Origin of the sequence: Curtobacterium sp. LFS084, assembly GCF_047977705.1 — a bacterium.
In the GTDB taxonomy this organism is placed as follows: domain Bacteria; phylum Actinomycetota; class Actinomycetes; order Actinomycetales; family Microbacteriaceae; genus Curtobacterium.
This window is the reverse complement of the sequence record NZ_JBFPFM010000006.1, coordinates 1-26,532: the sequence shown is the minus strand read 5'-3', so window position 1 is coordinate 26,532 and position 26,532 is coordinate 1. Positions and strand designations below refer to the sequence as shown.

Sequence of the window (26,532 nt, the reverse complement as noted above, 5' to 3'; positions counted from 1 at the left end):
CGCCGGACCCGAGACCGTTCAGTGGTTGACGACGAGGTACAGCACGTAGGCGACGGCGGCCGACGGCAGGATGCTGTCGATCCGGTCGAGGAGCCCGCCGTGACCCGGCAGGAACGACGAGATGTCCTTGATGCCGAGGTCGCGCTTGATCATCGACTCGGTGAGGTCGCCGAGCGTGGCGGACCCGGAGATGAGCACGCCGAGGATGACGCCCGACCACCACGGCAGACCGAGCATGAGCCACGAGACGATGATGCCGACGACGATGCTCGCCGCGACGGACCCGGCGAAGCCCTCCCACGTCTTCTTCGGGCTGATCCGGGGCGCCATCGGGTGCTTGCCGAGGTTGAGCCCGGTGGCGTAGGCGCCGGTGTCCACCGCGACCACGACGAGGATGAACGCGATCACCCAGAACTGGCCGTCGGGCTGGGCGGCCAGCAGGACGACGCACGCGCCGAGCAGGGTGATGTACGCCTGCACGAACAACCCGTCCGTGAGGTCGCGCGTGACGTTGCCGGCCGAGGGCTTGTCCCGCGTGACGACGACCTCGACGAGGCGCCACAGGATGATGAGGACGATGCCCCCGAGCAGCGTGAACAGCGCCGGGATCTGGCCGCCGAGGAACGCCGCGGGGACGACCGCCACGCTCACGAGCACGCTCGGGATGCGCGGGACGTCGCGTCCGGCGAAGCGCATGGCGCTGGCGAGCTCGTACACGCCGACGCCGAGCAGGAACGCCGCGACGACCATGAACGACGGCTTCCAGATGAGCAACGACCCGAGCATCACGACCGCGAAGGCGAGGGCGATCCCGATCGCGGCCGGGAGGTTCCGCCCGGTCCGCGCCGTCAGGGCCTCGTTGCGGACGCCGAAGTCGGCCTTCCGCTGCCGGAGCTGCGCCTCGAAGTCGGTGCGCGCAGCGCGTGCGCGCGCATCGAAGTCCTGACGCAGCCCCTTGGCGGAACGCTTCTCTGCTGTGGGGCGGTCACCGCCCTGGTCCGGACGACGCATCAGACCTCGAGGAGTTCGGCTTCCTTCTTCTTCAGCGAGTCGTCGATCTGGTCGACGTGCTTCTTGGTCAGGGCCTCGAGGTCCTTGTCGCCACGGGAGATCTCGTCGTCCGAGATCTCGCCCTTCAGCGCGTCGAGGTCGTCCTTGGCCTTGCGGCGGATGTTGCGGATGACGACCTTGTGGTCCTCGCCCTTGCCGCGCACGAGCTTCACGAACTCCTTGCGGCGGTCCTGGGTGAGCTCCGGGATGGTGACGCGGACGATGTCCCCGTCGTTGGTCGGGCTCGCACCGAGGTTCGGGAACGTCGCGATGGCGCGCTCGATCTCCTTGAGTGCGGACTTGTCGTACGGCGTCACGATGAGCGTGCGCGCCTCGGGCGTCTGCAGGGACGCCAGCTGCGCGAGCGGCGTCGGCGTGCCGTAGTAGTCGACCGGGATCTTCTGGAAGAGCGCCGCGTTGATGCGGCCGGTGCGGACGGTCGAGAAGTCGTCCTTGGCGACCTCGACCGCCTTCGCCATCTTCTCGGTGGCTTCGGTCAGGACATCACTGATCACGGTGTTACTCCTTCGGTACTGGCGTCGAGTCTAGTCAGCGGACGGGGTCAGTTGCTGACCACCGTGCCGATGCGCTCGCCCCGGATGGCCGCTGCGACGTTGCCGTCGCCCTCCATGCCGAAGACGTGCATCGGCATGCCGTTGTCCATGCAGAGCGAGAACGCGGTCGCGTCGACGACCTTGAGCCCCTTGAGGAGAGCGTCCTGGTAGGTGACGTGGTGGAGCTTCTCGGCCGTGGCGTCCTTCTTCGGGTCGGCCGTGTAGACGCCGTCGACGCCGTTCTTGGCGACGAGGACCTCCTGCGCGTCGATCTCGAGGGCACGCTGGGCCGCGACCGTGTCGGTCGAGAAGTACGGGAGCCCCGCGCCGGCACCGAAGATCACGATGCGTCCCTTCTCGAGGTGGCGCTCGGCCCGCCGCGGGATGTACGGCTCGGCAACCTGGGTCATGCTGATCGCCGACTGCACGCGCGTGGCGGCACCGGCCTGCTCGAGGAAGTCCTGCAGCGCCAGCGCGTTCATGACCGTCCCGAGCATGCCCATGTAGTCGGCGCGCCCGCGGTCCATGCCGCGCTGGGAGAGCTCCGCGCCGCGGAAGAAGTTGCCGCCGCCGACGACGATCGCGACCTCGACGTCCTGCGCGGCGACCGCGATCTCCTTCGCGATCGTGCTGATGACGTCCGGGTTCACGCCGAGCGAACCGGCACCGAACGCCTCCCCCGACAGCTTCAGCAGGACCCGGCGGCGGCCGGTCTTCTCGTTCGTCATGTGGTCGCACCCTTCGTCGAATGTCTCGTGGGAATCTACCCGGCCGCAGCCGGTCCGGCGGGGGCAGGTCGTGCCTCCCGACGGGGTCCGCGCGTGTCGGCGCGCGAAAACGGGGCCCGGAACCTGGTGGTTCCGAGCCCCGTCACGGGTTCGTTACGCGCCGACCTTGACGCGGGCGAAGCCCTGGATCGTGATGCCGGCGTTCTCGGCGGCCTTCGCGACGGAGATCTTGTTGTCCTTCGCGTAGTCCTGGTCGAGGAGCGACACCTGCTTGATGTAGGCGTTGACGCGACCCTCGACGATCTTCGGGAGGGCGGCCTCGGGCTTGCCCTCTTCGCGCGTGATCGCCTCGACGGTGGCGCGCTCCTTCTCGATGGCCTCGGCCGGGACGTCCGCACGCGTGAGGTACGAGGGATTCGCGAACGCGACGTGCTGCGCGATGGAACGGGCCTCGGCCGCGTCGGAGCCCGAGTAGGCGATGACGACGGCGATCTGCGGGGGCAGGTCCTGACTGGTCTTGTGCAGGTAGACCTCGAACGCGTCGCCCTCGACACGGGTGACCGTGCGGAGCGCGAGCTTCTCGCCGAGTGCGGCGGCAGCCTCGTCGATCGCCTCGGCGACCGTCTTGCCGTCGAGCGGCGCGGCGTTCCCGGCCTCGACGTCGGCGGCACCGGCGGCGGCGACCGCGGCGACGACCTTGTCGGCGAGCGTGGTGAACTTCTCGTTCTTCGCGACGAAGTCGGTCTCGCTCGCGAGCTCGACGACGGTCGCGGCGCCACCGTCGGTCGACGCGACGACGACACCCTCGGACGTCGCACGGTCGTCGCGCTTGGCGACGGCCTTCGCGCCCTTGATGCGGAGGAGCTCGACGGCCTTGTCGTAGTCGCCGTCGGCCTCGACGAGCGCGTTCTTCGCGTCCATCATGCCGGCCCCGAGGTCCTCGCGGAGCTTCTTCACGTCAGCAAGGCTGTAGTTGGCCATTGACTGGAGTCCTTTCTGGACTGTGCGGTAGTGGAGAGTGGAGCAGGGGCGCCGGACCGACCGGCCCGGCGCCCCCGATCGTCACTCGGCGGGGGTGGTCTCCGCAGCGGCCTCGGCCTCGGCCGTCGGCTCCGCGTTCTTCGCGTCGTCGGCGATCGGCTCGCCGATCTCCTTCGCGGCGACCTGCGCGTCGGCGTCGTTCTCTTCGACGGTGCTGCCCTCGACCGGGGTCTCGGTCGCGGCGGACGTCTCGGTCGCGGCCGGCGTCGCGGTCTCGCCACCGAGGAGCTCCTGCTCCCACTCGGCGAGGGGCTCTGCGGCAGCCTCGTCGTCGCCACCGTTGTGGCGGGTCTTCAGGCCCTCGGCCGCGGCGTCGGCGACGATGCGGGTGAGGAGGCCGACGGAGCGGATCGCGTCGTCGTTGCCCGGGATCGGGTAGGTGATCTCGTCCGGGTCGCAGTTGGTGTCGAGGATGCCGATGATCGGGATACCGAGCTTCTGCGCCTCGTCGACCGCGAGGTGCTCCTTCTTGGTGTCGACGATCCAGAGCGCGCTCGGGGTCCGCGTGAGGTTGCGGATACCACCGAGGGTCTTGTGGAGCTTGTCCAGCTCGCGCTTCTTGATGAGGAGCTCCTTCTTGGTGAAGCCCTTCGTGGTGTCGTCGAAGTCGATCTCCTCGAGCTCCTTCATGCGCGCGAGGCGCTTGGAGACCGTCTGGAAGTTCGTGAGCAGACCGCCGAGCCAACGCTGGTTGACGTACGGCTGGCCGACGCGGGTCGCCTGCTCGGCGATGGAGCCCTGGGCCTGCTTCTTGGTGCCGACGAAGAGGATCGTCCCACCGTGCGCGACCGTCTCCTTGACGAAGTCGTACGCACGGTCGATGAAGGCCAGCGACTGCTGCAGGTCGATGATGTGGATGCCGGAGCGCTCGGCGAGGATGAATCGCTTCACCTTCGGGTTCCACCGACGGGTCTGGTGTCCGAAGTGAACGCCGCTGTCGAGCAGCTGGCGGATGGTGACGACGGCCATGCCGTCCCTCCTTGTTCTCGGCACGCGGCTGTTGAGCCGCGTACACGGTTGCGGTTGTGTCGGTCACGACCGGTGGTCGTGGCCCCTGGTGCCCCACCCCGGACGGCCGCCCGCTCGCGAGAGCAGGACCGGTGGCCGTGGAGTGCGTGTGGACACGCGAAGTCAGCGCGCTCAGCGCGCTGCTGGATAGATGCTAACAGACGTCAGGCGCGGTGCGGGACGGACCCGCACCGCGCCTCCTGGACGGTGGTGACGCTGGTGCGTCAGGCCTTGGCGTCGACCGTGTCGCCCTCGGCGGTGATGCCCATCTCCTCGAGCGAGCGGCCCTTGGTCTCCGGGATCTTCGCGATGACGAAGAACAGGGAGAGCAGTGCGAACAGCGCGTAGATGCCGTACGTCACGGTCAGGTTGAAGCCGGACAGGACCGGGAACGTGATGGTGACGAGGAAGTTCGCGATCCAGTTCGCCGCGGACCCGACGCCGAGCGCCGTTGCACGGATGCGGTTCGGGAACATCTCACCCAGCAGGACCCACATGAGCGGACCCCAGGTGGCGCCGAAGGACACGACGAAGAGGTTCGCGAAGATCAGCGCGATGACGCCCCACGCACCGGGCAGGTTCGGCTCGCCGTTCACGATCGTCGCCTGCGAGAACGCGATCGCGACCATCAGCAGCGACACGAACATGCCCGTCGAACCCGCGATGAGGAGCGGCTTCCGGCCGAGCTTGTCGACCGTGAAGATGGCGATGAAGGTGACGGCGACGTTCACGACCGAGGTGATGGTCGAGATGAGGAAGGACTGGTCCTCCTTGAAGCCGACGGCCTGCCAGAGCGTCGTCGAGTAGTAGAAGATCACGTTGATGCCGACGAACTGCTGCAGCACCGCGAGGATGATGCCGACCCAGACGATCGGTTGGAGCCCGAAGCGGTTGCCCCGGATGGAGCCCTTCTTCTCGCTGGCCTCCTTCTTGATGCCGTCCTGGATCTCCTCGAGGCTGGTGTTCACCGTGTCGCGCGGCACGATCTTGCCCATCACGGCACGCGCGTCGTCGGTCCGACCGTTGGCGAGGAGGAAGCGCGGCGACTCCGGGAGCGTGATCGCGAGGATGCCGTAGACGACCGACGGGACGACGCCGACGAGGAACATCCAGCGCCACGCGGCCAGGCCGAGCACCTGCTCGGACGCGCCGCCGGCGGTCACCGCGAAGATCTGGTCGGACAGGAGCGCGGCGAAGATACCGAGCGTGATGGCGAGCTGCTGGAACGAGGCCAGGCGACCACGGATGGCCTTCGGCGAGACCTCGGAGATGTACGCCGGGGCGATGACCGACGCGGTGCCGATGCCGAGGCCGCCGACGAGGCGCCAGATCACGAGGTCCCACGTGGCGAAGGCGAACGCGCTGCCGATCGAGCTCACGAAGAACAGGACGGCGGCCCAGAACATCACCCGGGTGCGGCCCCAGCGGTCCGCGAGGCGGCCGGCGAAGTACGCGCCGAACGCGCAACCGATGAGGGCGGATGCGACCGCGAAGCCGCTGGCGGCCTCGGACAGGCCGAACTCGCCCTTGATGGCCTCGACCGCCCCGTTGATGACGGACGAGTCGAATCCGAAGAGGAAGCCGCCGACCGCTGCCGCGATGGCGAACAGCGTGACCTTCCCCTTGAACGCACGGTCTTCGCCGTGCTGCGTGGTCGCGTTCGACACGATGCTCCAGGTTCCCTGCCGCCGTGCGGGATGCTGCACGGTGCCCCGGCGGTCGGCTGGTTCGCCGTCCGAGCGGCGTTGCGTGTTCCGGAGCGGCCCCGACTGTACTCCGGGATCGGGCGCGGGGGCCAACCGGCGCGGGCGGCGGCGCGGCGCCGGGCGCGGACGGGGGCCGACTCGGAACGACATGGTCGACGTCGTACGACACCGGTGATGTCGTCACCGCGCGCGTGCAACCGTTGCAGCCGCCAGGTTGCGACAGGGTCGACGTCGTTCGACAGCGACGACGTCGCTCGTTGCACGCGTGTCGGTCGCGCTGCACCTCCACAGGCCAGGAGGCGCGGCTCGTCCTCCACAGATCGGCCCACCGCCGGCACGCGACGCGTCCACCGCCGGGAGGCTGTCCCCATGCCGTTCCGTCACGCAGGCCCCGCGATGGCTGCCCTCGCGTTGCTGGTCGCCTCGGTTCCCGCGGGTGGCCCGTGGGTGACCGGGTCGCCCCGAGCCGACGCCACCTCGTCCATCACCGGCCGCGGCGCCGATGCGACCGGGGCGTCTCGTGGCGATGCCGACCACCTGACGTCGGACGCACCGTGGGTGTGGCCGACGGGGAGCCGCGTCGTCGACCGTCCGTGGGAGGCCCCGACCGACGACTACGCCGCGGGGCACCGCGGCATCGACGTCGGAGCGGCGCTCGGGACGGTCGTCGTCGCGGTGGACGACGGCACGGTGACGTTCGCCGGGCAGGTCGCCGGCCGCGGGGTCGTGACGATCGACCACGGCGGCGGCCTCCGCAGCACGGTGGACTCGGTCGCGCCGACGGTCAGGACGGGCGACGTCGTGGGACGGGGCGACCCGCTCGGGACGGTGTCGGTCGGGCACTGTCCGGCAGCGGACCCCTGCCTGCACCTCGGCGCACGGCTCGACGACCGGTACGTGGACCCGACGCCGTACCTGCCCGAGGCGGCGTGGCCGGTGCTGTTGCCCGAGTCCGACTGGACGGGGTGACGACCGGGGGCGCGGACCCGACGGTGCCCGCGAACGTCGACGGTCAGGCGCGGGGGTGGGCCGTCCGGTAGACCTCGCGCAGCCGTGCGGAGGAGACGTGCGTGTAGATCTGGGTCGTCCCGAGGCTCGCGTGCCCCAGCAGTTCCTGCACGGCACGGAGGTCCGCTCCCCCGTCGAGCAGGTGCGTGGCCGCGGTGTGCCGGAAGGTGTGCGGCCCGCTGGGTCCCTCGCCCGGGAGGTCCTGCAGCAGCCGGGCGACGATGCGGTAGGCACCACGGACCCCGAGTCGGCCGCCGCGGTCACCGAGGAACAGCGCCTCGGTGGGCGAAGAGGTGCCGCGCGCCCCGGTGCGCGCCCCGGTCCCCTTCCCCGCGGTCGCCGCACCGTGGCCTGGGCCGGCCGCGCCGTCGACCAGGGAGGCGTCCTGCGCCAGGGCCTTCGCCGCCAGCACCGGTCGACCGCGGTCGAGCCACGCCTCGAGCGCGTCACGCGCCGGGACACCGAACGGGACGACACGTTCCTTCCCGCCCTTGCCGAGGACCCGGACCGTCAGCCGGCCGCGGTCGAGGTCGCGCACGTCGATGCCGACGAGTTCGCTGACGCGGATGCCCGCGGCGTAGAGGAGCTCCACCACCGCGAGGTCGCGGAGGGCTGCCGGGTCGTCGGTCGCGGCACGGTCCGCCAGCCCGTCGAGCATCGAGCGGACCTGGTCGGACGACACCACCCGCGGGAGGTGCGATGCCCCCTTCGGTGCCCGCAGCCGCACGCCCGGGTCGTTCGTGATCGCCCCGGCTTCGCTCGCCCACCGGGTGAACGCCCGGACCGACGAGGACCGGCGCGCGATGGTGGACCGGGCCAGCCCGCGGTGGTCGGCGTCCCACAGCCAGTCGCGGAGGAGCTCGAGCTCCACGTCGGCCAGCCGCTCCACCCCGTGCGACGCCGCGAACGCGACGAGCTGCTCGAGGTCGTTGGCGTAGGCGCGGAGGGTCTGCTCGCTGAGCCCTCGGGCATGGCGGGCATGGCCGAGGAACGCGTGCACCGCCACCTCGAGTCGCTCCTGACTGCCATCGGTCACGCAGCCAGCGTAGGTCCGACGACCGTCATCGCCGGCACCACCCCGCCGCGGCCGCGACCGCGAGTCCCTCGAGCTGCGCCAGGGCCAGCGCGTCGGCCGCGTCGTCGACGGACAGGCCACTGCGACGAGCGATCTCGTCCACGTCGAGCGGACGACGGTCGAGCGCGTCGAGCACCCGCACCACGAGCGGATCGGACGTGGTCCCGAGGACGAGCTCGGTCGCCACGGGCGAGGCGGTCCCACCGGGTCCGGCGCCCGACACCACCGCCGTGACCGGATCACGCGGATGCACGACGATCTGCGCGTTCCCCTCGGCGATCAACCGATGGCAGCCGACCGAGGCGGCGGATGCGAACGCACCGGGCACGGCGAACACCGGCCGACCGAGGTGCAGCGCATGGTGGGCGGTGTTGAGCGCCCCCGACCGGGCAGCGGCCTCGACGACCACGGTGGCGCCGGACAGGGCGGCGATCACCCGGTTGCGGTGGAGGAAGCGCCAGCGCGTCGGTCGGGTCCCCGGCGGTGACTCGGACAGCACACGGCCACGACCGAGCACGTTGCGCAGCAGGTCGTGGTTGCCCGCCGGGTAGAACTGGTCGACGCCGCCGGCGAGCACCGCCGTCGTGGGCGTCCCCGCGGCGACGGCAACCCGGTGCGCGACCGCGTCGATCCCGTAGGCGCCGCCGGAGACGATCTCGACCTCGGCGTCGGCGGCGACCGAGGCGATCTCCGCGGTGGCCTCGGCCCCTGAGATCGTGTTCGCCCGGCAGCCGACGATCGCGAGCGCACCGCGGCACCCGGCGGCGCCGACCGCATCGTCGAGGTCCGACCGGCTCCACAGGACGAACGGCGCGTGCGGTCCGAGGTCGTCCAGCCCGCTCGGCCACCCGGGCGTCCCCGGGAGCAGCAGCCGGGCTCCGACCGCGGTGGCGGCAGCCGTCGCGGCGACGGCCCGGTCCTCCGATCCCGCGAGGCGTGGACGCCACCTGTCCACGGCGGCATCGAGCGCGGTACGCACCTGGTCCGGACCGTCGGCGAAGGACGCCGCTGCGCCGACTCGCTCGACGAGTGCCCCGGTGTTCGTCCTGGCGGCCCGACGGACGAGCGCGAGAGCCGGGCGCGGCCCGAACAGGGCGATGAGTTCCCCGGCGACGGCATCACCCGGCTCGGCGAGGACGCTCCACGTGACCCGAGCGAGCGGGTCATCGTCGACCGCGGCGCTCACAGTGCGCTCCGCAACGCGAGTGCCCGCTGGACTTCCCGGGCGCCTGGACGCTCGACGTCGTCGAGGTCCGCCAGCGTCCACGACAACCGCATGACCCGGTCCCACCCCCGCATCGTGAGCGTGCCGCGGTCGAGCGCCCGATCGAGCGGGTCCGTCGCACCCGGCTGCGCCCGCCCGTCGGCGCGGAGCCAGGGGCCGGTGACCTCGGCGTTGCACGCCCAGCCGGTGCCGCGCAGGCGTTCGGCCATCCGACCTCGAGCCGTCGCCACGAGCGCGGCGGCCTCGGCGGTCGTGGGCGCCGAGCCCTCGGTCGCGCGGATGGCACCCGTCGTCACCCGCGGCACCGCCACCCGGATGTCGATCCGGTCGAGGAGCGGCCCCGAGAGCCGCCCGAGGTACTTGCGCACCGTGCTGGGACTGCAGGAACACGGCGGACCGTTGCGGACCCCGGCGTTGCCACAGGGACACGGGTTCGCGGCGAGCACCACCTGGCACCGCGCGGGGAACTCGGCGCTGCCGACGCTGCGGTGGATCGTGATCCGACCGGACTCGAGCGGCTGCCGGAGTGCGTCGAGGACCGCTCGGGGGAACTCGGTCGCCTCGTCGAGGAACAGCACCCCACGGGTGGCCCGCGACACGGCGCCCGGTCGGAGCAGGCCCGATCCCCCACCGATCAGGGCCGTCGCCGACGACGAGTGGTGCGGCGCCTCCCACGGCGGCCGGACGCTCCACGACTGGCTGCCGAGTCCGCTGACCGAGCGCACCGCGGCGAGCTCGAGCGCAGCCTCGGGATCGAGGTCCGGCAGGAGCCCCGGGAGCCGCTCGGCGAGCATCGTCTTGCCCGCGCCGGGCGGTCCGAGCAGGAACATGTGGTGGCCGCCGGCCGCGGCCGCGATCACGGCCCGGACACCCACAGCGTTCCCGATCACGTCGGCCAGGTCGTGCGCCTCCGGACGGGTCTCGACCGGGAGCGCCGGCAGCACCGGATCGGTCTCGACCGGCGGCAGGAGCGCTCCCGCCGTGATCGCGCTCGCCCGCAACGACGCGGTGCCGATCACCTCGATGCCCGGCACGATCCGTGCTTCGTCGACGTTGCCGACCGGCACCACGACCGTGCCGATGGCGGCGTCCCGCGCAGCGATCACCATCGGGATGACCCCGGGGACGGGCCGGACCCGTCCGTCGAGGCCGAGCTCACCGATGTACGCGACGTCACGCGAGACCCGGGGCGCGATCCCCTCGGCACCGAGCACGGCCATGGCGATGGCCAGGTCGAAGCCGGAGCCGCGTTTCGGGATCGACGCCGGCGTGAGGTTCACGGTGATCCGCCGAGCCGGCAGCGGACACCCGGCGAGGGCGCTGGCGGACCGCACCCGCTCCCGCGCCTCACCCAGGGCAGCGTCCGGCAGGCCGATGATGCTGAACCCGGGCAGCTGGCTGGTGAGGTGCGCCTCGACCTCGATCACGCGCCCCTGCACCCCGACGAGCGCGATCGCCGAGGCACGCCCGATGTCCGCCGTCACAGCACGCCCGCCACGTGCTCGACGCCGACCCGGTCACCGTCGACGTGCACCGCCACCGCGTCGATGCGGATCGTCCGCGCGGACACCTCGGGGTGGTCGGCGAACCACGCCGGCACGAGTCGCCGCAGTCGCGCGACCTTCGACGCCGTGATCGCTTCGAAGGGATGACCGGTGGCGGCGCCGGACCGTGTCTTCACCTCGATGAAGCAGAGCGTGCACGACTGCCACGCGACGATGTCGATCTCACCCCGCGCACACCGCCAATTGCGTTCGACGAGACGGAATCCGTGGCGTTCCAGCCATTCCGCAGCCCGTTCTTCGCCGAATCGTCCGAGACTGCCGTTCCGCAGGGGTGATCGTTCCATGTCGTTGCCTCCACGACGACGATCGCGGACCGCCGAGCACGATCGAGCCGGACCTCGACGAATTGTGGACGGGAATCAGCGGACGATCACCTGTGGAGGACAAAGGAAGGACCCCGGTCGGCCGAAGCCGTCCGGGGTCCTGCAGCAGGGCGCTCAGTGCGCGGCTGCGTACGCTTCCTGCACCTGGGTCGAGATGCGACCGCGGGACGAGACCTCGTACCCGTTCTCCTTCGCCCATTCGCGGATCTTCGCGAGCTCTTCCGAGTTGCCGCGCTTCGGCGCTGCCTTCGGAGCGGCACCGGCGGAACGACGACCGGACACCTTGCGCGCCGCGGCGACGTAGTCGGAGATCGCCTCGCGGAACTTGTCGACGTTGTCGTCGGTGAGGTCGATCTCGTAGGACGACCCGTCGAACGCGAATTCGACGGTGCGACCGGCGCCGGCGGTGATCGGGGTGTCGTCGAGGTCGTCGACGAGCTGGACGGTGACCTTCTGTGCCATGACGTGCTCCTTGTGCAGGGGACGGGAAATCCCCTTCACATTAGCGGGAGAAATGCACGCCGGCACAATTGTCTCGGCGATTCTCAGATTCTCGCATTTCCTGCGAAGAACTGAAGATCACTCGTCGAGCGCGAGTTCTTTCGGCAGCTCGAGTTCACGGGAAGTGAGTTCCTCGACGTTGACGTCCTTGAACGTCAGGACACGCACGGACTTCACGAACCGGTCGGAACGGTAGACGTCCCAGACCCAGACGTCGTTCATCGTCAATTCGAAGTAGAAATCGTGCTCGGTGTCCCGGCGGGAGAGTTCCACCTCGTTGGCCAGGTAGAAACGCCGCTCGGTCTCGACCACGTACCGGAACTGCGACACGACGTCGCGGTACTCGCGGTACAGGGCAAGTTCGACCTCGCGGTCGTAGTCGTCGAATTCGTCGTCATCCATCGCGCCCACAGTCTACGGCGACGGGAGCACCGGCGACACACCGCGACCAGGTCGCGTCACGCGACCGAGCCGCAGCCACGGAGGCACCGCGCCGCTCAGCCCGCGAGCGCGTCCAACTCCGCGAACCCGTCCAACGCCACGCTCGACGCCTGGTGCAGCCAGCTCTTCCGGTGCAGTGCGTGCGCCCCCACCGCGCGGATCGCGTCGTAGTGCGCGGTCGACCCGTACCCCTTGTTCGACGCCCACGCGTAGTGCGGCGCCTCGTCGTGCGCCGCCGTCATGAGCGCGTCCCGGGCGACCTTCGCGACGATCGACGCCGCGGCGACCGACGCGCAGTCCCGGTCCGCCTTGACCCGCACCACGACCTCGAGCGGGTCGGACGGCAGCCGGAGCGTCGCCGGCACCGCACGAGTGAGCCAGTCGAACGAGCCGTCGAGGACGACGACGGCGCCGTCGAGCGAGAGCCCGTCGGCGACGAGGGCACCGATCGCCGACGCCCCGGCCTGTCCGAGCGCGGGGACGATGCCCTGCTCGTCGACCACCGACGCGGACGCCATCCCCACCGCGGTGCGGGTCCATCGGCGGACGACGGGGTCGAGCGCCTCGCGACGAGCCGCGGTGAGCAGCTTCGAGTCGGCGAGCCCCTGGGGCACACGACCGATGTCCACCGTCACGGCGGCGACACCGACGGCGACGGGTCCGGCGATCGCACCACGACCGACCTCGTCCATCCCGATGACCGTCACGCGTCCATCGGCGAGGAGCTTCTTCTCCACCCGCAGCGACGGCCGGACGGCGGTCACTTGTCCCGCTCCTCCACGCCGGCGAACACCTCGGGGTAGTCGTCGAGCCAGGTCCAGCGGCTCGACGGCCACGAGATCACGAAGGCCCGTCCGGTCACGTCGGACAGCGGCACGAACCCCTTCGACGGGGTGTCGCCGTTGTACCGCGAGTCCTTGGAGTCGTAGCGGTTGTCGCCCATCACCCAGATGGTGCCCTTCGGCACGGTCACCGAGAAGTCGGTCCCCGAGGCGCGGGTCTCCCCCGTCGGCAGCTTGAGGTAGGGCTCCTTGATGGGGACGCCGTTCACCGACATCTGACCGAGGTCGTTGCAGCAGGAGACCTTGTCGCCGGGGAGTCCGATGACGCGTTTGATGAGGTGGTCGTCGCTGTCACCGGTCCCCAGCCCGATCTGGGTGAGGAGCCAGTCGACGGCCTTCGCGGGCTGCGTGGTCGGCGTCACGCTCGGCACCTCGGAACCGGTGAGCCAACCGCCCGGGTCCTTGAAGACGACCACGTCGCCACGCTTCAGGGAGACCACGTCGGGGACGAGTTCGTTGACGATCACCCGGTCGTTGATCTGCAGGGTGTTCTCCATCGACGCCGACGGGATGTAGAACGACCGGATCAGGAACGTCTTGACGAGGAACGAGACGAGCAGCGCCGCGATGAAGATGATGACGAGGTCGCGGAGGAAGGTGAGGACACCGTTCCGCTTCTTCTCGACACGGGGTCGGCGCCCGGTTTCGTCAGTCGTGTCCGTCATTTCCGCTCTCGTTCAACCACAGGATCCCACCGTGGACGACACGCGTCCGCGAGACCGGGACGACGTGCGCCCACGGAAAGGGAAAGCCCCCCGTCGATGCACAACCGTACATGGACGAGGGGCCGACAGCGGCGTCCGGCTCGCGGACGCTCACTGTGAAGGCGATCAGGAGTCGCGCTTCTCCTTGATCTTGCGACGGGCAGCCTTGCCGCGGAGTTCGCGGAGGTAGTAGAGCTTCGCGCGACGGACGTCACCCTTGGTGACGATCTCGATGTGGTCGATGATCGGCGAGTGCACCGGGAACCAGCGCTCGACGCCGACCTGGAAGCTCACCTTGCGGACCTTGAAGGTCTCGCCGAGGCCGTGACCCTGGCGTCCGATGACGACACCCTGGAACACCTGGACACGCGAGCGCGTGCCTTCGATGATGTTGACGTGCACCTTGATGGTGTCGCCGGGGCGGAAGTCCGGGACGTCGGTGCGCAGCGACGCTGCGTCGACGTGGTCGAGGAGCTGGCTCATGATTGGGTCACTCTCTGCGGACGCACACGGGTCGCCGCGGATCGAATTCGGTAAGTGAAGGTGTGTGCCCGGTGTCGGCGACTCCCCCGTGGCAGAGTCCAGCCAGGGCACGGCTACCCATCTTGCCACAGCAACCCACGTCCGCAAAACGCGCGAGGATGGTCGCATGATCGAACTCCGCACCCCCGCCGAGCTGGACGGCCTGCGCGCCGCCGGTCGGTTCGTGGCCGACGTCCTCGACGAACTCCTCGACACCGTCGACGTCGGCGTGAACCTGCTCGACCTCGACCGGGTGGCCGCACGGATGATCGCCGACCGTGGGGCGGTGAGCTGCTACGTCGACTACCACCCGTCGTTCGGGAAGTCGCCGTTCGGCAAGAACCTGTGCACCTCGGTCAACGACGCGGCGCTGCACGGCCTGCCGTCCGACCGCGTGCTCGTCGACGGCGACCTCGTGAGCCTCGACTTCGCCGCGAGCGTCGACGGCTGGGTCGCCGACTCGGCCGTCACGGTGCAGGTCGGCACCCCGCGCGAGGACGACCAGCGGCTGATCGACACGGTCGAGCGTGCGCTCGTCGCGGGCATCGCCCAGTTCCGCACGGGCAACAAGCTCGGGGACGTGTCGTACGCGATCGGTCGCGTCGCGAAGGACGCCGGCTACGACGTGAACCTGCAGTTCGGCGGCCACGGCGTCGGCCGGACGATGCACGGCGACCCGCACGTCCCGAACGACGGACGGCCCGGGCGCGGCCTGAAGCTCCAGCGGGGGCTGGTCGTGGCGATCGAGCCGTGGCTCATGCAGAGCACCGCGGAGCTCTACCAGGACGACGACGGCTGGACGCTCAAGAGCGTCGACGGCTCCCGCGCCGCGCACGTCGAGCACACCGTCGCGGTGACCGACTCCGGTCCGGAGGTCCTCACGCTTCGTCGCGCCCAGCGCACCGACGCGACCGTCTGACGGTCTGGAGGCGCGGTGCGGGCCCGCACCGCGCCTCCAGACCCGCGGTGCGGAGCCGGGTCCTCCCCCTGACGTCACGGGCTCAGCGACAGCTCACGCGCTCGACGGCGCGTGTGGTGTCGCGCAGCCCGAACGTCCGGGACAGCGCGCAAGAGCGCGACGGTCCGGGACAGCACGGACAAGCTCGAAGGTCCGGGACGGCGCGCGACAACGCGACCGCGCGGACGCCCGGAACGGGACGGTCCGGGCTACGCGTCCGGCAGCAGGTCCGGCCGGACGCGCCGCGTCCGCTCGACCTGCTGCTCGTGCCGCCAGTCGGCGACGCGGCCGTGGTGTCCGCTGAGCAGCACGTCCGGCACGGCCAGGTCTCGCCAGAGCGCCGGCTTCGTGTAGGACGGGTACTCGAGCAGCCCGTCCTCGTGCGACTCCTCGACGAGGGACTCGGGGTTGCCGACGACGCCGGGGACGAGCCGCCCGACGGCCTCGATCATCGCCATCGCCGCGACCTCGCCGCCGTTCAGCACGTAGTCGCCCAGCGAGAGCTCGACGACGGTGCACCGCGACGCGGCCCACTCGAACACGCGGGCGTCGATGCCCTCGTACCGCCCGCAGGCGAACACGAGGTGGTCCGACGTCGACGCGAGCGACCGCGCGATGGACTGGGTGAACGGGGTCCCGGCCGGTGTCGGCACGACGAGGGTCGACGACCCGTCCGGCCGCAGGATCGACTCGAGCGCCTGCGCCCAGGGCTCGGGCTTCATGACCATGCCCGCTCCCCCGCCGTACGGGGTGTCGTCGACGGTGCGGTGCCGGTCGGTCGTCCACGAGCGGAGGTCGTGCACGTGCAGGTCGAGCAGACCGCCGGAGCGGGCCTTGCCCAGCAGCGAGACGTCCAGCACGGAGAAGAACTCCGGGAAGATCGTGACGATGTCGATGCGCATGCGCGCTAGTCCGTCACGGTCTCGGGGCGGGACGTGTCCTCGGGATCCTCGAACAGCCCGGTCGGCGGCGTCACGGTGACGGTGCCGGCGGCGATGTCCACCGCGGGCACGATCGCCGACACGAACGGCACGAGGACCTCGCCCCGCGACGGGGTATCGATGGCGAGGAGGTCCTGCGCCGGCAGGTGGTCGACCCGTGCGACGGTGCCGACCTCGACGCCGTCGCGGAGGACCGTCAGCCCGACCAGCTGGTGGTCGTACCACGCGTTGTCCTCGCCGGTCTCGGCGTCGGCGTCCTGTTCGACCCAGAGGATCGCCCGCGCGAGGGTCTCGGCGGCGGTGCGGTCCCCGATGCCCTCGAAGAAGGCGACCGGGTGGCCGTTGTACCAGCGGAGCTCGTCGAGCGCGATGGTCTTGCCGGCCCAGGGCGAGTCGTCCGGGACCTGGAGCGTGAACACGGCTCCTGGCGTGAACCGACGATCCGGGTCGTCGGTGTAGAGCTCGAGCTTGATGCCGCCCTTGAGCCCGTGCGCCTTCGTGATGCGACCCACCCGGAGCTGGGTCGTCTCCCTAGGAATCGGTGTCGACCACGTCGACACGCACCCGCTTGCCGTCGGCGAGAGCCGTGACGAGGGTGCGCAGCGCCTTTGCGGTCCGTCCGGCGCGGCCGATCACGCGGCCGAGGTCCTCGGGGTGCACACGCACCTCGAGGACCTCGCCCCGCGCGGAGGTGGAACTGGCGACGCGCACGTCGTCAGGGTGATCGACGATCCCCTTGACGAGGTGCGTCAGCGCGGATTCGAGCAAGGAATTACGCCTCGGTCGTCTCGTCGGCGGTCTCGGCCTCGTCGGCCTTGGCGGCGGGGGCCGTCTTCTCCGACTTCGGCTTGAGGACGGCCTTCTTGGAGGAGTCGACCTGGAAGGCCTGCTTCGGCTCGGCGACCTTGACCTTGGACTCGGTGTCCTTCTCGCCCTTGAACTTGGCCCAGTCGCCGGTCAGCTTGAGGAGGGCCGCGACCTGCTCGGTCGGCTGCGCGCCGACGCCGAGCCAGTAGAGCGCACGCTCGGACTCGATCTTGATGACCGAGGGCTCCTCGGTCGGGTGGTACTGACCGATCTCCTCGATGACGCGACCGTCGCGCTTGGTGCGCGAGTCGGCGACGACGATGCGGTAGTACGGCGCCCGGATCTTACCGAGACGCTTGAGACGGATCTTGACAGCCACAAATGCTCCTGTTGCGTGTTGTTGTGGTTGAACCGGACCGCGGGCGTGGGGGCACACACGGTGGAAGCTCGATGAGACCGTGATCCGCTGGATAGAGGGTCGAGCGGACACGATTCGACCGTTCATTCTTGCAGGTTTCCGAGCGAGAAGCGAGTCGGGACGCGCCGTCAGGGTGCGAGTCGCCGAACCGCCTCGAGCGCTTCGGAGGTCGCACGCACCGCATCGACGCTCCGCGCGTCGCGTGCGCCGCCCACGACGGCGTACGGCACACCGGCTGCCCGGAGGCGCGGCTCGAGTGCGTCGGACGGCCCCGCGCCCGCCTCGACTCCCGTCCCGAGCGCGCGCTCCTGCCCGGCACAGACCACCACGGTGTCCGCGGGGATCCCCCGCTCCTCGCCGTGCTCGTCACGGATCCAGAGCACGCCGCGCTCGATGCGCAGGTACTCCTGCACGCCGCCGACGAGGTGCACGCCGGCGTCCCGGAGCCGTCCGATCGCCACCCAGCGCGAGGTGATGCCGATCCCCTGGCCGAACTTCCCGGAACGGCGGAGCACCGTGACGTCGCTGCCGGGTCGGAGCGTGCGGGTCGCCGCGGGGAGCCGTTGCGGCACGTCGCCCACGACGGTGTCGGCCACGTCGAGGTCCCAGCGGGCGCCGAACTCGCTCGCGCGACGGGCCTCGTCGGGCGATTCGACCAGGAAGGCCGCGGTGTCGACGCCGATCCCTCCGCCGCCGATGATCGCGACGGTGCCCGCCGGGACGCCCTCGCGGAGCGCCCGCTCGTAGGACCGGACGTGCGGCAGGTCGGCACCGGGGACGTCGATGGTGCGCGGCACGACCCCCGGCGCGAGCACGACGGCGTCGCTCGTGGTGAGGTCGGCGGCCGTCGCGGCCCGACCGAGGTGGATCGTCGCGCCGCGGGCCTCGAGCTCCGCACGCGCGGCGCGGACGGTTGCCGCGTAGTCCTCTTTCCCCGGGACGAGCGCGGCGAGGTCGAACTGTCCGCCCAACCGGTCGGACGCCTCCCAGAGGGTCACGGTGTGGCCCCGGCGCGCCGCGTCGACCGCGGCGGCGAGCCCGGCCGGACCACCGCCGACGACGTCGACGCGCTTCGGGTCGGTCGTCGGCCGGGCGGGGAAGGCGACCTCGCGGGCAGCGCGCGGGTTGACCAGGCACGACACCGGCTGACCGATGATCGACCGGTCGAGGCACGCCTGGTTGCAGCCGATGCAGGTGTTGACGAGGTCGAAGGCGCCGTCGAGCGACCGGTTCACGATCGCGGGGTCGGCGAGGAACGGGCGTGCGAGGGCGACCGCGTCGAGGAGCCCGTCGGCCAGCACGGCCTCGCCGTCGCGCAGGTCGGTCATCCGGTTCGACGCGATGACCTTGACGTCCGGGTACGCCGACGCCCGGACGACGCCGGCGATGCGGGCGGCGTACGCGAGCCACGCGCCGTGCGGCACCGCGGCCTGCACGGTCGGCGTCCGGGACTCGTGCCAGCCGATGCCGACCGAGATCCCGTCGAGGCCGAGCGGCAGCAGCTCGTGCACGAGCGCGTCCACCTCGTCGTCGGTGGACGAGCCGGGCATGAGGTCGGCGCCGGAGAGCCGGATCGTCACGGCGAGATCCGGCACCGCCCGGCGGACGGCCTCGACGACCGCGACGGTGAAGCGCCGACGGCGGACGGCGTCCCCGCCCCACTCGTCGTCGCGCAGGTTCGTCAGCGGCGACTGGAACTGGTTGATGAGGTAGCCCTCGGACGCCATGATCTCGACGCCGTCGAAGCCGATGTCGCGCGCCGACCGGGCAGCGGCGGCGAAGTCCTCGATCGTCCGTTCGATCTCGGCGACGGTCAGCTCGACGGGCACCACGCCCCGGGCGGCCGCCCACGGCAGGGCCGACGGCGCGACCACCCGCTGCGGCGCACCGTGACGGTCGACCATGCCCGACGCGAGTGCGTACCGGCCGGCGTGGAAGAGCTGCGCGAGGATCACCGACCCGGAGTCGTGCACGGCGTCGACCGCCGTGCGGAACCGCTCGTCCGCTCCCCCGACGCCGAACACGGCGAAGTCCGGCCCGCCCCGTGCCTCGTCGTTGACCGCGATCCCGCCGGTGATGATGCACGCGGCACCGCCCTCGGCGCGTTCGCGGTAGAACGCCGCCATGCCGGCCCCGCCGTCGTCGTGCACCTCGAGCCCGGTGTGCATCGACCCCATGACCACCCGGTTCGGGAGGGTCAGGGGGCCGAGCGTCCACGGCGAGGAGACGACGGCGAGGTCGGGCATGGCGACAGTGCTCATGCGCCTACTCTGCCGTGTCGGACGCCGAGTCGGCAGCAGCGTCGGACGCCGCGTCGGCCGGCGGCAGGACCGCGTCGCGGAGCGGCGAGGTGGTGTCCGCCCAGTACGGCGGCGCGATGACGGTCAGTCCGCCGTCCACCGACAGGGTCTGCCCCGTGATGTACGACGCCTTGTCGGAGAGCAGGAAGTCGACCGCGTCGGCCATGTCGTCGGCGGTGCCGGGACGCTGCAGCGGGAGCTTCTCGAGCACGCTCTGCATCGGTGCCATGCCCGGCACCGAGTTGTAGAAGTAGTCGAGCGAGTCGGTGTCGATCAGCCCGCCGTTGACCGCGTTGACGGTGATCTGCCGGGGACCGAACTCGACGGCCATGTACTTCGTGTACGCCTCGGTCATCGCCTTCGCGGCACCGAGTGCGGCGTAGGTCGGGAAGGCGCGGAGCGAGCCGTAGGACGTGACGACGACGATCCGGCCGCCCCGGTCCATGAGCTCGGCGGCGCGCTGCGCACCGAGGACGAACGAGCGGGCGTTCGTCGCGTAGCTGCGGTCGAGGTGGTGCAGCTTGAGCTGGTTGACCGGCTTGAAGGCACTCGCGGCGGCGTTCGCGACGAACATGTCGAGGCGTCCGTAGGTGTCGCGCACCAGGTCGAACAGCGCGTCGATCGACTCGGGCTGCTCGATGTCGACCTGCGCCGTGATCCCGTCGCCGCCGGCGGCCTTGACGTCGGCGAGCGACTCCTCGGCGAGGTCGGCGTTGCCCTTGTACGTCACCACGACGGTGACGCCGCGCTGGCCGAGCTTCTGCGCGAGCAGGCGGCCGATGCCGCGAGAGGCACCCGTGATGAGGGCGATGGGAGCAGTGGTTGCAGCCAATGTGTTCCTTGCGTTGTCAGGGCCGGGGGGGGGGGGGGGGGGGGGCCCCCCCCCCCCCCCCCGGGGGGGGGGGGGGGGGGGGGGACCCCCCGCGGGGGGGGCCCCCCCCCCGCGCCTCCGGGCTGTGGAGTGGTTGCGGATCAGAACCCGGCCTGGCCGGTCACGACGGCGCGGCCGACGACCAGCTTCTGGATCTCGTTGGTGCCCTCCTCGAAGCGCTGAGCGCGAGCGTCGCGGTAGACGCGCTCGATCGCGTTGCGCTTCCAGTAGCCCTGGCCGCCGTGCACCTGCAGGGCCTTGTCGGTGACGCGGGCGAGCATGTCGACGGCGACCATCTTCGAGGCGCTCGACAGCGTGCCGGCGTCCGGACGGCCCTCCTCGTAGGCGCGCGCGGCCTCGAGGACGAGGGCGCGGGCGGCGGCGATGTCGGCGTAGTTCTCGGCGAGGTAGAACTGGATCGCCTGGCGGCTGGCGAGCTTCTTGCCGAACGTCTCGCGCTTGTTCGCGTACTCGACGGCGAGCTCGTTCGCCCGCTCGGCGAGGCCGACGGCGCTCATCGCGACGGACACGCGGCTCGGCAGCAGGAAGCCGCCGAGCGCGACCTCGAGGCCCTGGCCCTCCTCGCCCAGGCGGGCGGAGGCCGGTATCGGGGTCTCGGTGAACCGGAGGATCGCGTGGTCGGTGCCGCGGATGCCCATGGTGTCCGAGTCGTCGATCACCTCGGCGCCCGGCAGGCCGGAGTTCGGCATGAGGAACGCGACGGTGCCGTCCTGGCCGGTGGTGCCCTCGAGACGCGCGGCGATGAGCCAGTAGTCGGCCTTCACGCCGAAGGTGATGAGGTGCTTCTCGCCGTTCATCACGTAGGTGTCGCCCTCGCGGCGGACGGTCGTTCGGATGTCCGCGCCGGTCCCGGCGGTGGCCTCGGTGAGCGTGAACGCGACGAGCTCGTCGCCGGCGACGCTCGGCTTCACGACCTCGTCGAGCTGCTCCGGCGTCGCGTACGGCGCCATGGCGCGCCAGGTGCCGTTGATGACGTGGACGAGCATGCGGATCGACGCGTGCGACCGCGAGACGATCTCCATGATCTCGAGGTAGCGCGAGAACGGGATGCCCTGTCCGCCGAGCTCGGCCGGGGCGGCGAGCGACAGCCACCCCTTGTCCTTGAGCTCCTGGAACAGCTCGGGCGCGACCTGGCCGGTGCGCTCGATCTCCTCGGCCCACTCCTCACCGCGGCCGCGGACCCACTCGGTGACCTCGGCCTTGAGCTGCTGGAACGTCGTCTCGTCCAGCGTCTGGTCGGTGGCGGTGATGGTCATCGTGTCTCGTTCTCCTTCGTCGCGACGAGTGCGGCAGCCTGCTCCCGCAGGACGTTCTTCTGGACCTTGCCGACCGCGTTGCGGGGCAGTTCGGCGAGGTACTCGAGCCGCTCGGGCCAGTAGTACTTGCTCACGCCGGCGGTGTCGAGTGCCTGCTGCATCGACGCGAAGTCGAGCCGCTCGGCGCCGGCGGCCGGCACGACGAACGCGCACGCACGCTCGCCGAGCCGCGCGTCCGGCATGGCGACGATCGCCACGTCGGTCACCAGCGGGTGCTGGTAGAGCAGGTTCTCGATCTCGACCACCGGGATCTTCTCGCCACCGCGGTTGATGACGTCCTTCACGCGGCCGGTGATGGACAGGAATCCCTTGGCGTCGACCGTGGCGAGGTCGCCGGTGCGGTACCAGCCGTCCTCGGTGAAGACGTCGTCCGTGAGGTCCTGGCGGTCGAGGTACCCGTCGAACATCGTCGGCGAGTGCAGCTCGAAGTTGCCCTCGGTGTCGGCGGGCAGCTCGTGCCCCTCGTCGTCGACGATCCGGATCCGGATCCCGGGCAGTGCGCGTCCGTCGTGGCCGTAGGCGTCCGCCGGGTCGTCGGTCGGGCTGGACAGCGCCCCGAGGCACGTCTCGCTCGTGCCGAACGCGCCGAGGATCGCCGTGCCGAGCACGGTCGCGGCGCGCTGGGCAAGGGCCCGGGGCACCGCGGCACCGGTCGGCACGAAGATCCGCAGCGACTCGGGCTGGGCGGCACCGGCCTCGACGAGGTCGACCAGGTCGGTGAGGAACGGCGTCGCGCACTGCACGAAGGTGGCCTTCGCGGCGCCGAACGCCTGCTCGAGCGCGACGGTGCCGTCCCACACGGGCTGGATGACCTGGGGCGCGCCGAGCCGGAAGGCCAGGAGCATGCCGTACAGGAAGCCGGTCTGGTGCGCGAGCGGCGACGGGATGTAGATCCGGTCCGCGCTCGTCAGACCGGACTGGGCGACGTGCATCGCTGTCGCCAGGCCGAGCGTGCGGTGCGGGTGCTGCACGCCCTTCGGCTCACCGGTCGTGCCGGAGGTGAAGAGGAGCTGGCAGACGTCGTCCGGGCCGGGCGCGTGCGATCGGATCTGTTCGACGTCCACCTGCACGGACTCGAGCGCCGTGTCGAAGTACCGCCAGTTCCACTCGCTCGCAGCCACACGCTCCATGGCGTCCGTGGGCAGCGGGGGCTGGTTCGTCGGGGTGTCCCCCTGACCGCGTGCCTCGGAGCGGAGCACGACCACGTGTTCGACCGACAGCCGTCGCTTCTGCGCCCGCGCCTCGTCGATGACGTCGAGGAGCTCGAGCGCCGGACGACGCTTGCGGAACAGGTTCGGCAGGAACACGACGCGGGCGCGGGACCGGGCGAGCGTCATCGTCGTCTCGCGGGGACCGAAGACTGGCATGATCGGGGTCGCGACGGCACCGATCTGGATCGCACCGAGGGTGATCGAGACGAACTCGCGCCAGTTCGGCAGCTGCATCGCGACGGACTCGCCTCGGCGGACGCCGAGTTCGAGGAGCAGCGCGGACACCTTGTCGGCCTCGTCCTGCAGCTCGCGCCACGTCGTGTTCACCGGCTCGGGGCCGCCGACCTCGATCACGGCGAGGCCGTCCGGGTCCGTCTCGGCGAGCGCCCGGACCTTCTCGCTGAGGACGAGCGGGTCGGCGTCGACGCCGGTGAGCTCGGGCAGTGGGTTCGACACGGTCTCGTGCTCCTCGCCGAGGTCGGTGCGCTCGGCTGCGGCCTCGGCCGCGTGGATGCGGTCGTCGCGGGCGATCCGGGCCGCGGCGCCGTCGCCGACCTCCATGTCGAGGCCGACGGCGTTCATCGCCTCGAGGAAGGTCGGGTACGAGATCCGGTAGGCGCGCGGGTAGGTGAGCGAGGACGTGCCCTCGGCCCCGGACGCGGCGACGGCGAGGGACATGAGGACGCGGTGGTCGTTGAACGAGGACATCGGCGACCCCTGCAGGTCACCCGGTCGGACCCCCGTGACGCGCAGCTCGTCGGCGCCCTGCTCGGCGCGGCCGCCCAGGCGGTTGAGCTGGAGCATCGCGGCGACGCGGTCGGACTCCTTCAACCGGATGTGCGCCACGTTCCAGAGCCGGGTCGTGCCCTCGGCGAAGGTCGCCATGGTCGACAGGACCGGGAGCAGGTCCGGGATCGGCTGGCAGTCGATGTCGAGAGGGCGGAGGGGGGACCCGTCGTGCTCGATGCGGACGAACCCGGTCTCCTCGTCGATCCGCATCGGGACGCCCATCGCCGTCGCGAGGTCGAGGAACTCGCTCTCCGGGTGGTCGGTCTCGGCGGTGGTGAACGCCGTCATGCCGCGGAGCAGCACGTTCGACGCACGGGTGCCGGCAGCGGCGATGCCGAACGCGGCCGAGCCGATGTCCGGCGGGATCACGTAGTCGTGCGGGGTGGCCTGCTGGTTCGCCGGGATCCGGTACTCGAGCCAGTCGTCCGAGACCTCGACGCGCAGGCCGAACTGGCGCATCATGCGCACGGTCAGCTCGACGTAGGGCTGCTCGTTGAGCCGTCCGCCGGTGATGTGGATGCGGGTCTCCTGCTCGGCGAAGGGGGCGACGAGGAGCAGCCCGGAGATCCACTGCGACAGGGTGCCGGCGATCTGGACGTCGCCGCCCCGCGGACGCTTCGGCTGGACGGTGACCGGCGGGCAGTCGTTCGTGGCCTCGAGCTCGATGCCCATCTGGGTGAGCGAGGTGAGCAGGGCCTTGATCGGCCGACGCTGGAAGTACTTCATCCCGGCGAGCGTCATCGGCTTGTCCGCCAGGGACGCGAGCCCGGTCATGAAGTAGAGGGTGGTGCCGGACGAGCCCATGTTGAGGATGCCGTCGGCGCCCCGCGAGCCGTGGTCGACGACGTCGGTGGCCGCGTACCGGCCGCCGAGGCCCGTGACGTGGTACTCGTCCCCACGACGCCTCACGTCGACGCCGAGGGCACGCAGCGTGCCCACGGTCCACTCGACCTGTCGGGTCGCGCTGATGCCGGAGACGATGCTCGTCCCCTTCGCGAGCGATGCGAGGACCAGCGCTCGGTGCGCGTGGTACTTCGAGACCGGGATGTCGAGTTCTCCGACGAGTGGTGCGTTCGTCCCGCGCACGACCAGCTGCATGCCTACCTCTTCCCTGTTGAGCGTTACTACGGTACGCCCGGTGTGGAACCACTGTGAATCGGATCCGCACGATCGGGACCGTCCATCGTTGTGCGTGTCCGACAAGGAGCCGGGCAGGATGTACAGCATGGACATCCGCTTCACCGAGTCCCGCCCGTCGACCATCGGCGTCGAGTGGGAGCTCCCCCTGGTCGACCGGGACACCGGCGACCTCACCCCGCGTGCCCCCGCCGTCATCCGGGCGGTGCAGGAGCGGCTCGGTGACCACGACCGGGTGACCGAGGAGCTCCTGACGAACACGGTCGAGGTCGTCACGGGCGTGCACTCCCGGGTGCGCGGGGCCACGGACGAGCTGTCCGGGATCATCGGCGAGGTCATCGACGCCGCCGAACCGCTCGACGCGCAGGTCATGTGCGCTGGGACGCACCCCTTCGCCGTGTGGGACCAGCAGGAGATCACTCCGGACAGCGAGCACTACACGACCCTCATCGACCGCACGCGCTGGTGGGGGCGCCAGATGCTCATCTGGGGCGTGCACGTGCACGTCGGCATCGACGACCGCGACAAGGCCCTGCCGATCCTCGGTGCGATGCTCGCGTACGTGCCGCACCTGCAGGCGTTCACCGCCTCGAGCCCGTTCTGGGCTGGCACCGACACCGGCTACGCGTCGAACCGGGCACTCATGTTCCAGCAGCTGCCGACCGGTGGGCTGCCGCCGGCGCTCGGCGCGTGGGCGAACTTCGAGGAGGTCGTCGACGACCTCACCCGCACCGGTGTCATCGACGGGGTCAAGGACCTCCGCTGGGACATCCGCCCGTCGCCCGGCTGGGGCACGCTCGAGAACCGCGTCTCCGACGGCATCTCGACCCTGCACGAGGTCGGGGCGGTGACCGCGCTCGTGCAGTGCCTCGTCACCGCCATGTCGGACCGGCTCGACGCCGGCGAGACGCTGCCGACCATGCAGCCCTGGTTCATCCGTGAGAACAAGTGGCGCGCGGCGCGCTACGGCATGGAGGCCGAGATCATCACGAACGCCGCCGGTGACGAGCGGCTCGTGACCGACGAGGTGCACGACCTCGTCGAGCGGCTCCACCCGGTGGCGGAGCGCCTCGGCTGCCTCGAGGAGCTGCACCACCTCGACACGATGATCGCGGCCGGCGCCTCGTACCAGCGACAGCTGCAGGTGGCGCAGGAGAACGGCGGCGACCTCCGCGCCGTCGTCCGGCACCTGGTCACCGAGCTGCGCGACTCGCTCTGACCGTCACCGTCCGTGCCGGGCGTGCCTGGCCGTTTCGGGCGTCCCTGGTCGTTCCTCCCGACCGGGTACGCCCGATTCCGCTCTCCATCGCGGCGGTTCTGGGAAGGAACGTCGCGACGTGCGCACGGACGGACAGGAGGCGCGGGGGCCCCCCGCCCCCCCCCCCCCGGGCCGCGCCGGGGGGCGCCCCCCCCCCGCCCACCACGACCCCCCCCCGCGGACACCCCCGGCGCGGCCCGCCCCCCCCCCCC

26 protein-coding genes are annotated in these 26,532 nt (G+C 71.0%); 3 read left to right on the top strand and 23 right to left on the bottom strand.

Annotated features, from left to right (window positions below):
• Window positions 1-18: 18 nt before the first annotated feature.
• The 6 genes from ACNQOV_RS05650 to ACNQOV_RS05625 form a co-directional block, all read right to left on the bottom strand.
• Entirely contained in the window at window positions 19-1,011 is a 993-nt protein-coding gene (locus ACNQOV_RS05650) for a phosphatidate cytidylyltransferase (RefSeq protein ID WP_416393718.1), read from the bottom strand.
• On the bottom strand, window positions 1,011-1,565 hold the full coding sequence (gene frr, locus ACNQOV_RS05645; protein WP_022907889.1) for a ribosome recycling factor: 555 nt from the start codon (window positions 1,563-1,565) through the stop codon (window positions 1,011-1,013). Before frr ends, ACNQOV_RS05650 begins: the two co-directional genes overlap by 1 nt.
• Before the next feature lie 47 nt (window positions 1,566-1,612).
• Window positions 1,613-2,332 carry a UMP kinase gene (gene pyrH / locus ACNQOV_RS05640; protein ID WP_022907890.1) on the bottom strand — a complete coding sequence of 240 codons (720 nt, stop codon included), beginning with the start codon at window positions 2,330-2,332 and terminating at the stop codon, window positions 1,613-1,615.
• A gap of 153 nt (window positions 2,333-2,485) precedes the next feature.
• Window positions 2,486-3,313: a translation elongation factor Ts gene (gene tsf, locus ACNQOV_RS05635; protein ID WP_402263641.1), complete on the bottom strand. Its 828-nt coding sequence runs from the start codon at window positions 3,311-3,313 to the stop codon at window positions 2,486-2,488.
• Window positions 3,314-3,394: 81 nt separating this feature from the next.
• Window positions 3,395-4,342, bottom strand: a complete 948-nt coding sequence (gene rpsB, locus ACNQOV_RS05630; protein WP_402263644.1) for a 30S ribosomal protein S2 — start codon at window positions 4,340-4,342, stop codon at window positions 3,395-3,397.
• Window positions 4,343-4,605: 263 nt separating this feature from the next.
• Window positions 4,606-6,048: a sugar porter family MFS transporter gene (locus ACNQOV_RS05625; protein ID WP_416393716.1), complete on the bottom strand. Its 1,443-nt coding sequence runs from the start codon at window positions 6,046-6,048 to the stop codon at window positions 4,606-4,608.
• A 408-nt stretch (window positions 6,049-6,456) separates the two neighbouring features.
• Between ACNQOV_RS05625 and ACNQOV_RS05620 the strand changes: the two genes are divergently transcribed.
• Complete coding sequence (locus ACNQOV_RS05620; protein WP_416393715.1) at window positions 6,457-7,056, top strand: M23 family metallopeptidase; 600 nt, start codon at window positions 6,457-6,459, stop codon at window positions 7,054-7,056.
• Window positions 7,057-7,099: 43 nt separating this feature from the next.
• Here ACNQOV_RS05620 and ACNQOV_RS05615 read toward each other — a convergent pair whose 3' ends face one another.
• The 9 genes from ACNQOV_RS05615 to rplS all read right to left on the bottom strand — a co-directional run bounded on the left by ACNQOV_RS05615 (window position 7,100) and on the right by rplS (window position 14,254).
• A complete protein-coding gene (locus ACNQOV_RS05615) occupies window positions 7,100-8,131 on the bottom strand; it encodes a tyrosine recombinase XerC (RefSeq protein ID WP_416393714.1) in 1,032 nt (343 codons plus the stop codon).
• Window positions 8,132-8,156: 25 nt separating this feature from the next.
• Window positions 8,157-9,356 carry a DNA-processing protein DprA gene (gene dprA, locus ACNQOV_RS05610; RefSeq protein WP_416393713.1) on the bottom strand — a complete coding sequence of 400 codons (1,200 nt, stop codon included), beginning with the start codon at window positions 9,354-9,356 and terminating at the stop codon, window positions 8,157-8,159.
• A complete protein-coding gene (locus ACNQOV_RS05605; protein ID WP_416393712.1) occupies window positions 9,353-10,879 on the bottom strand; it encodes a YifB family Mg chelatase-like AAA ATPase in 1,527 nt (508 codons plus the stop codon). The genes dprA and ACNQOV_RS05605 overlap by 4 nt, the downstream gene beginning before the upstream one ends.
• On the bottom strand, window positions 10,876-11,244 hold the full coding sequence (locus tag ACNQOV_RS05600; protein ID WP_416393711.1) for a YraN family protein: 369 nt from the start codon (window positions 11,242-11,244) through the stop codon (window positions 10,876-10,878). The genes ACNQOV_RS05605 and ACNQOV_RS05600 overlap by 4 nt, the downstream gene beginning before the upstream one ends.
• 153 nt (window positions 11,245-11,397) lie before the next feature.
• Window positions 11,398-11,745, bottom strand: coding sequence for a histone-like nucleoid-structuring protein Lsr2 (locus tag ACNQOV_RS05595; protein WP_022905815.1), 348 nt, complete (start codon window positions 11,743-11,745; stop codon window positions 11,398-11,400).
• 117 nt (window positions 11,746-11,862) lie between these two features.
• Window positions 11,863-12,186, bottom strand: a complete 324-nt coding sequence (locus tag ACNQOV_RS05590) for a DUF2469 family protein (RefSeq protein ID WP_031261428.1) — start codon at window positions 12,184-12,186, stop codon at window positions 11,863-11,865.
• Between the two features lie 95 nt (window positions 12,187-12,281).
• The gene (locus ACNQOV_RS05585) at window positions 12,282-12,989 is read right to left on the bottom strand and encodes a ribonuclease HII (protein ID WP_416393710.1); all 708 of its coding nucleotides are present in this window, start codon (window positions 12,987-12,989) and stop codon (window positions 12,282-12,284) included.
• Window positions 12,986-13,732, bottom strand: a complete 747-nt coding sequence (lepB, locus tag ACNQOV_RS05580) for a signal peptidase I (RefSeq protein WP_402263664.1) — start codon at window positions 13,730-13,732, stop codon at window positions 12,986-12,988. Before lepB ends, ACNQOV_RS05585 begins: the two co-directional genes overlap by 4 nt.
• A gap of 165 nt (window positions 13,733-13,897) precedes the next feature.
• A complete protein-coding gene (gene rplS, locus ACNQOV_RS05575; protein WP_022905818.1) occupies window positions 13,898-14,254 on the bottom strand; it encodes a 50S ribosomal protein L19 in 357 nt (118 codons plus the stop codon).
• A gap of 166 nt (window positions 14,255-14,420) precedes the next feature.
• Between rplS and map the strand changes: the two genes are divergently transcribed.
• Window positions 14,421-15,212 (top strand): type I methionyl aminopeptidase, encoded by a 792-nt coding sequence (gene map / locus ACNQOV_RS05570; protein ID WP_416393709.1) that lies wholly within the window; start codon window positions 14,421-14,423, stop codon window positions 15,210-15,212.
• Between the two features lie 248 nt (window positions 15,213-15,460).
• Here map and trmD read toward each other — a convergent pair whose 3' ends face one another.
• From trmD to aroA, 8 genes are all read right to left on the bottom strand, one after another.
• The gene (gene trmD, locus ACNQOV_RS05565; RefSeq protein ID WP_022905820.1) at window positions 15,461-16,153 is read right to left on the bottom strand and encodes a tRNA (guanosine(37)-N1)-methyltransferase TrmD; all 693 of its coding nucleotides are present in this window, start codon (window positions 16,151-16,153) and stop codon (window positions 15,461-15,463) included.
• A gap of 5 nt (window positions 16,154-16,158) precedes the next feature.
• Window positions 16,159-16,704 carry a ribosome maturation factor RimM gene (gene rimM / locus ACNQOV_RS05560; protein ID WP_416393708.1) on the bottom strand — a complete coding sequence of 182 codons (546 nt, stop codon included), beginning with the start codon at window positions 16,702-16,704 and terminating at the stop codon, window positions 16,159-16,161.
• Window positions 16,705-16,723: 19 nt separating this feature from the next.
• Window positions 16,724-16,960, bottom strand: a complete 237-nt coding sequence (locus ACNQOV_RS05555; RefSeq protein WP_022905822.1) for an RNA-binding protein — start codon at window positions 16,958-16,960, stop codon at window positions 16,724-16,726.
• 4 nt (window positions 16,961-16,964) lie between these two features.
• Window positions 16,965-17,378: a 30S ribosomal protein S16 gene (gene rpsP, locus ACNQOV_RS05550; RefSeq protein WP_022905823.1), complete on the bottom strand. Its 414-nt coding sequence runs from the start codon at window positions 17,376-17,378 to the stop codon at window positions 16,965-16,967.
• 167 nt (window positions 17,379-17,545) lie between these two features.
• The gene (locus tag ACNQOV_RS05545) at window positions 17,546-19,678 is read right to left on the bottom strand and encodes an FAD-dependent oxidoreductase (protein ID WP_416393706.1); all 2,133 of its coding nucleotides are present in this window, start codon (window positions 19,676-19,678) and stop codon (window positions 17,546-17,548) included.
• Window positions 19,679-19,682: 4 nt separating this feature from the next.
• A complete protein-coding gene (locus tag ACNQOV_RS05540; RefSeq protein WP_402263676.1) occupies window positions 19,683-20,549 on the bottom strand; it encodes an SDR family oxidoreductase in 867 nt (288 codons plus the stop codon).
• 140 nt (window positions 20,550-20,689) lie between these two features.
• Window positions 20,690-21,865 carry an acyl-CoA dehydrogenase family protein gene (locus ACNQOV_RS05535; RefSeq protein WP_022905826.1) on the bottom strand — a complete coding sequence of 392 codons (1,176 nt, stop codon included), beginning with the start codon at window positions 21,863-21,865 and terminating at the stop codon, window positions 20,690-20,692.
• Window positions 21,862-25,023, bottom strand: a complete 3,162-nt coding sequence (gene aroA / locus ACNQOV_RS05530; protein WP_416393705.1) for a 3-phosphoshikimate 1-carboxyvinyltransferase — start codon at window positions 25,021-25,023, stop codon at window positions 21,862-21,864. Before aroA ends, ACNQOV_RS05535 begins: the two co-directional genes overlap by 4 nt.
• Window positions 25,024-25,141: 118 nt before the next feature.
• Here aroA and ACNQOV_RS05525 point away from each other — a divergent pair, with 118 nt between their 5' ends.
• Complete coding sequence (locus tag ACNQOV_RS05525; protein WP_416393803.1) at window positions 25,142-26,281, top strand: glutamate--cysteine ligase; 1,140 nt, start codon at window positions 25,142-25,144, stop codon at window positions 26,279-26,281.
• Window positions 26,282-26,532: the final 251 nt, after the last annotated feature.

Excerpts from the sequence above, each read along its gene's own strand:
- trmD (WP_022905820.1), bottom strand. The coding sequence starts at position 16,153 with ATGCGCATCGACATCGTCACGATCTTCCCGGAGTTCTTCTCCGTGCTG.
- rplS (WP_022905818.1), bottom strand. The coding sequence starts at position 14,254 with ATGAGCCAGCTCCTCGACCACGTCGACGCAGCGTCGCTGCGCACCGAC.
- ACNQOV_RS05545 (WP_416393706.1), bottom strand. The coding sequence starts at position 19,678 with ATGAGCACTGTCGCCATGCCCGACCTCGCCGTCGTCTCCTCGCCGTGG.
- ACNQOV_RS05620 (WP_416393715.1), top strand. The coding sequence starts at position 6,457 with ATGCCGTTCCGTCACGCAGGCCCCGCGATGGCTGCCCTCGCGTTGCTG.
- pyrH (WP_022907890.1), bottom strand. The coding sequence starts at position 2,332 with ATGACGAACGAGAAGACCGGCCGCCGCCGGGTCCTGCTGAAGCTGTCG.
- map (WP_416393709.1), top strand. The coding sequence starts at position 14,421 with ATGATCGAACTCCGCACCCCCGCCGAGCTGGACGGCCTGCGCGCCGCC.
- ACNQOV_RS05600 (WP_416393711.1), bottom strand. The coding sequence starts at position 11,244 with ATGGAACGATCACCCCTGCGGAACGGCAGTCTCGGACGATTCGGCGAA.
- ACNQOV_RS05595 (WP_022905815.1), bottom strand. The coding sequence starts at position 11,745 with ATGGCACAGAAGGTCACCGTCCAGCTCGTCGACGACCTCGACGACACC.
- ACNQOV_RS05650 (WP_416393718.1), bottom strand. The coding sequence starts at position 1,011 with ATGCGTCGTCCGGACCAGGGCGGTGACCGCCCCACAGCAGAGAAGCGT.
- ACNQOV_RS05525 (WP_416393803.1), top strand. The coding sequence starts at position 25,142 with ATGTACAGCATGGACATCCGCTTCACCGAGTCCCGCCCGTCGACCATC.
- tsf (WP_402263641.1), bottom strand. The coding sequence starts at position 3,313 with ATGGCCAACTACAGCCTTGCTGACGTGAAGAAGCTCCGCGAGGACCTC.
- ACNQOV_RS05590 (WP_031261428.1), bottom strand. The coding sequence starts at position 12,186 with ATGGATGACGACGAATTCGACGACTACGACCGCGAGGTCGAACTTGCC.
- ACNQOV_RS05535 (WP_022905826.1), bottom strand. The coding sequence starts at position 21,865 with ATGACCATCACCGCCACCGACCAGACGCTGGACGAGACGACGTTCCAG.
- rpsB (WP_402263644.1), bottom strand. The coding sequence starts at position 4,342 with ATGGCCGTCGTCACCATCCGCCAGCTGCTCGACAGCGGCGTTCACTTC.
- aroA (WP_416393705.1), bottom strand. The coding sequence starts at position 25,023 with ATGCAGCTGGTCGTGCGCGGGACGAACGCACCACTCGTCGGAGAACTC.
- lepB (WP_402263664.1), bottom strand. The coding sequence starts at position 13,732 with ATGACGGACACGACTGACGAAACCGGGCGCCGACCCCGTGTCGAGAAG.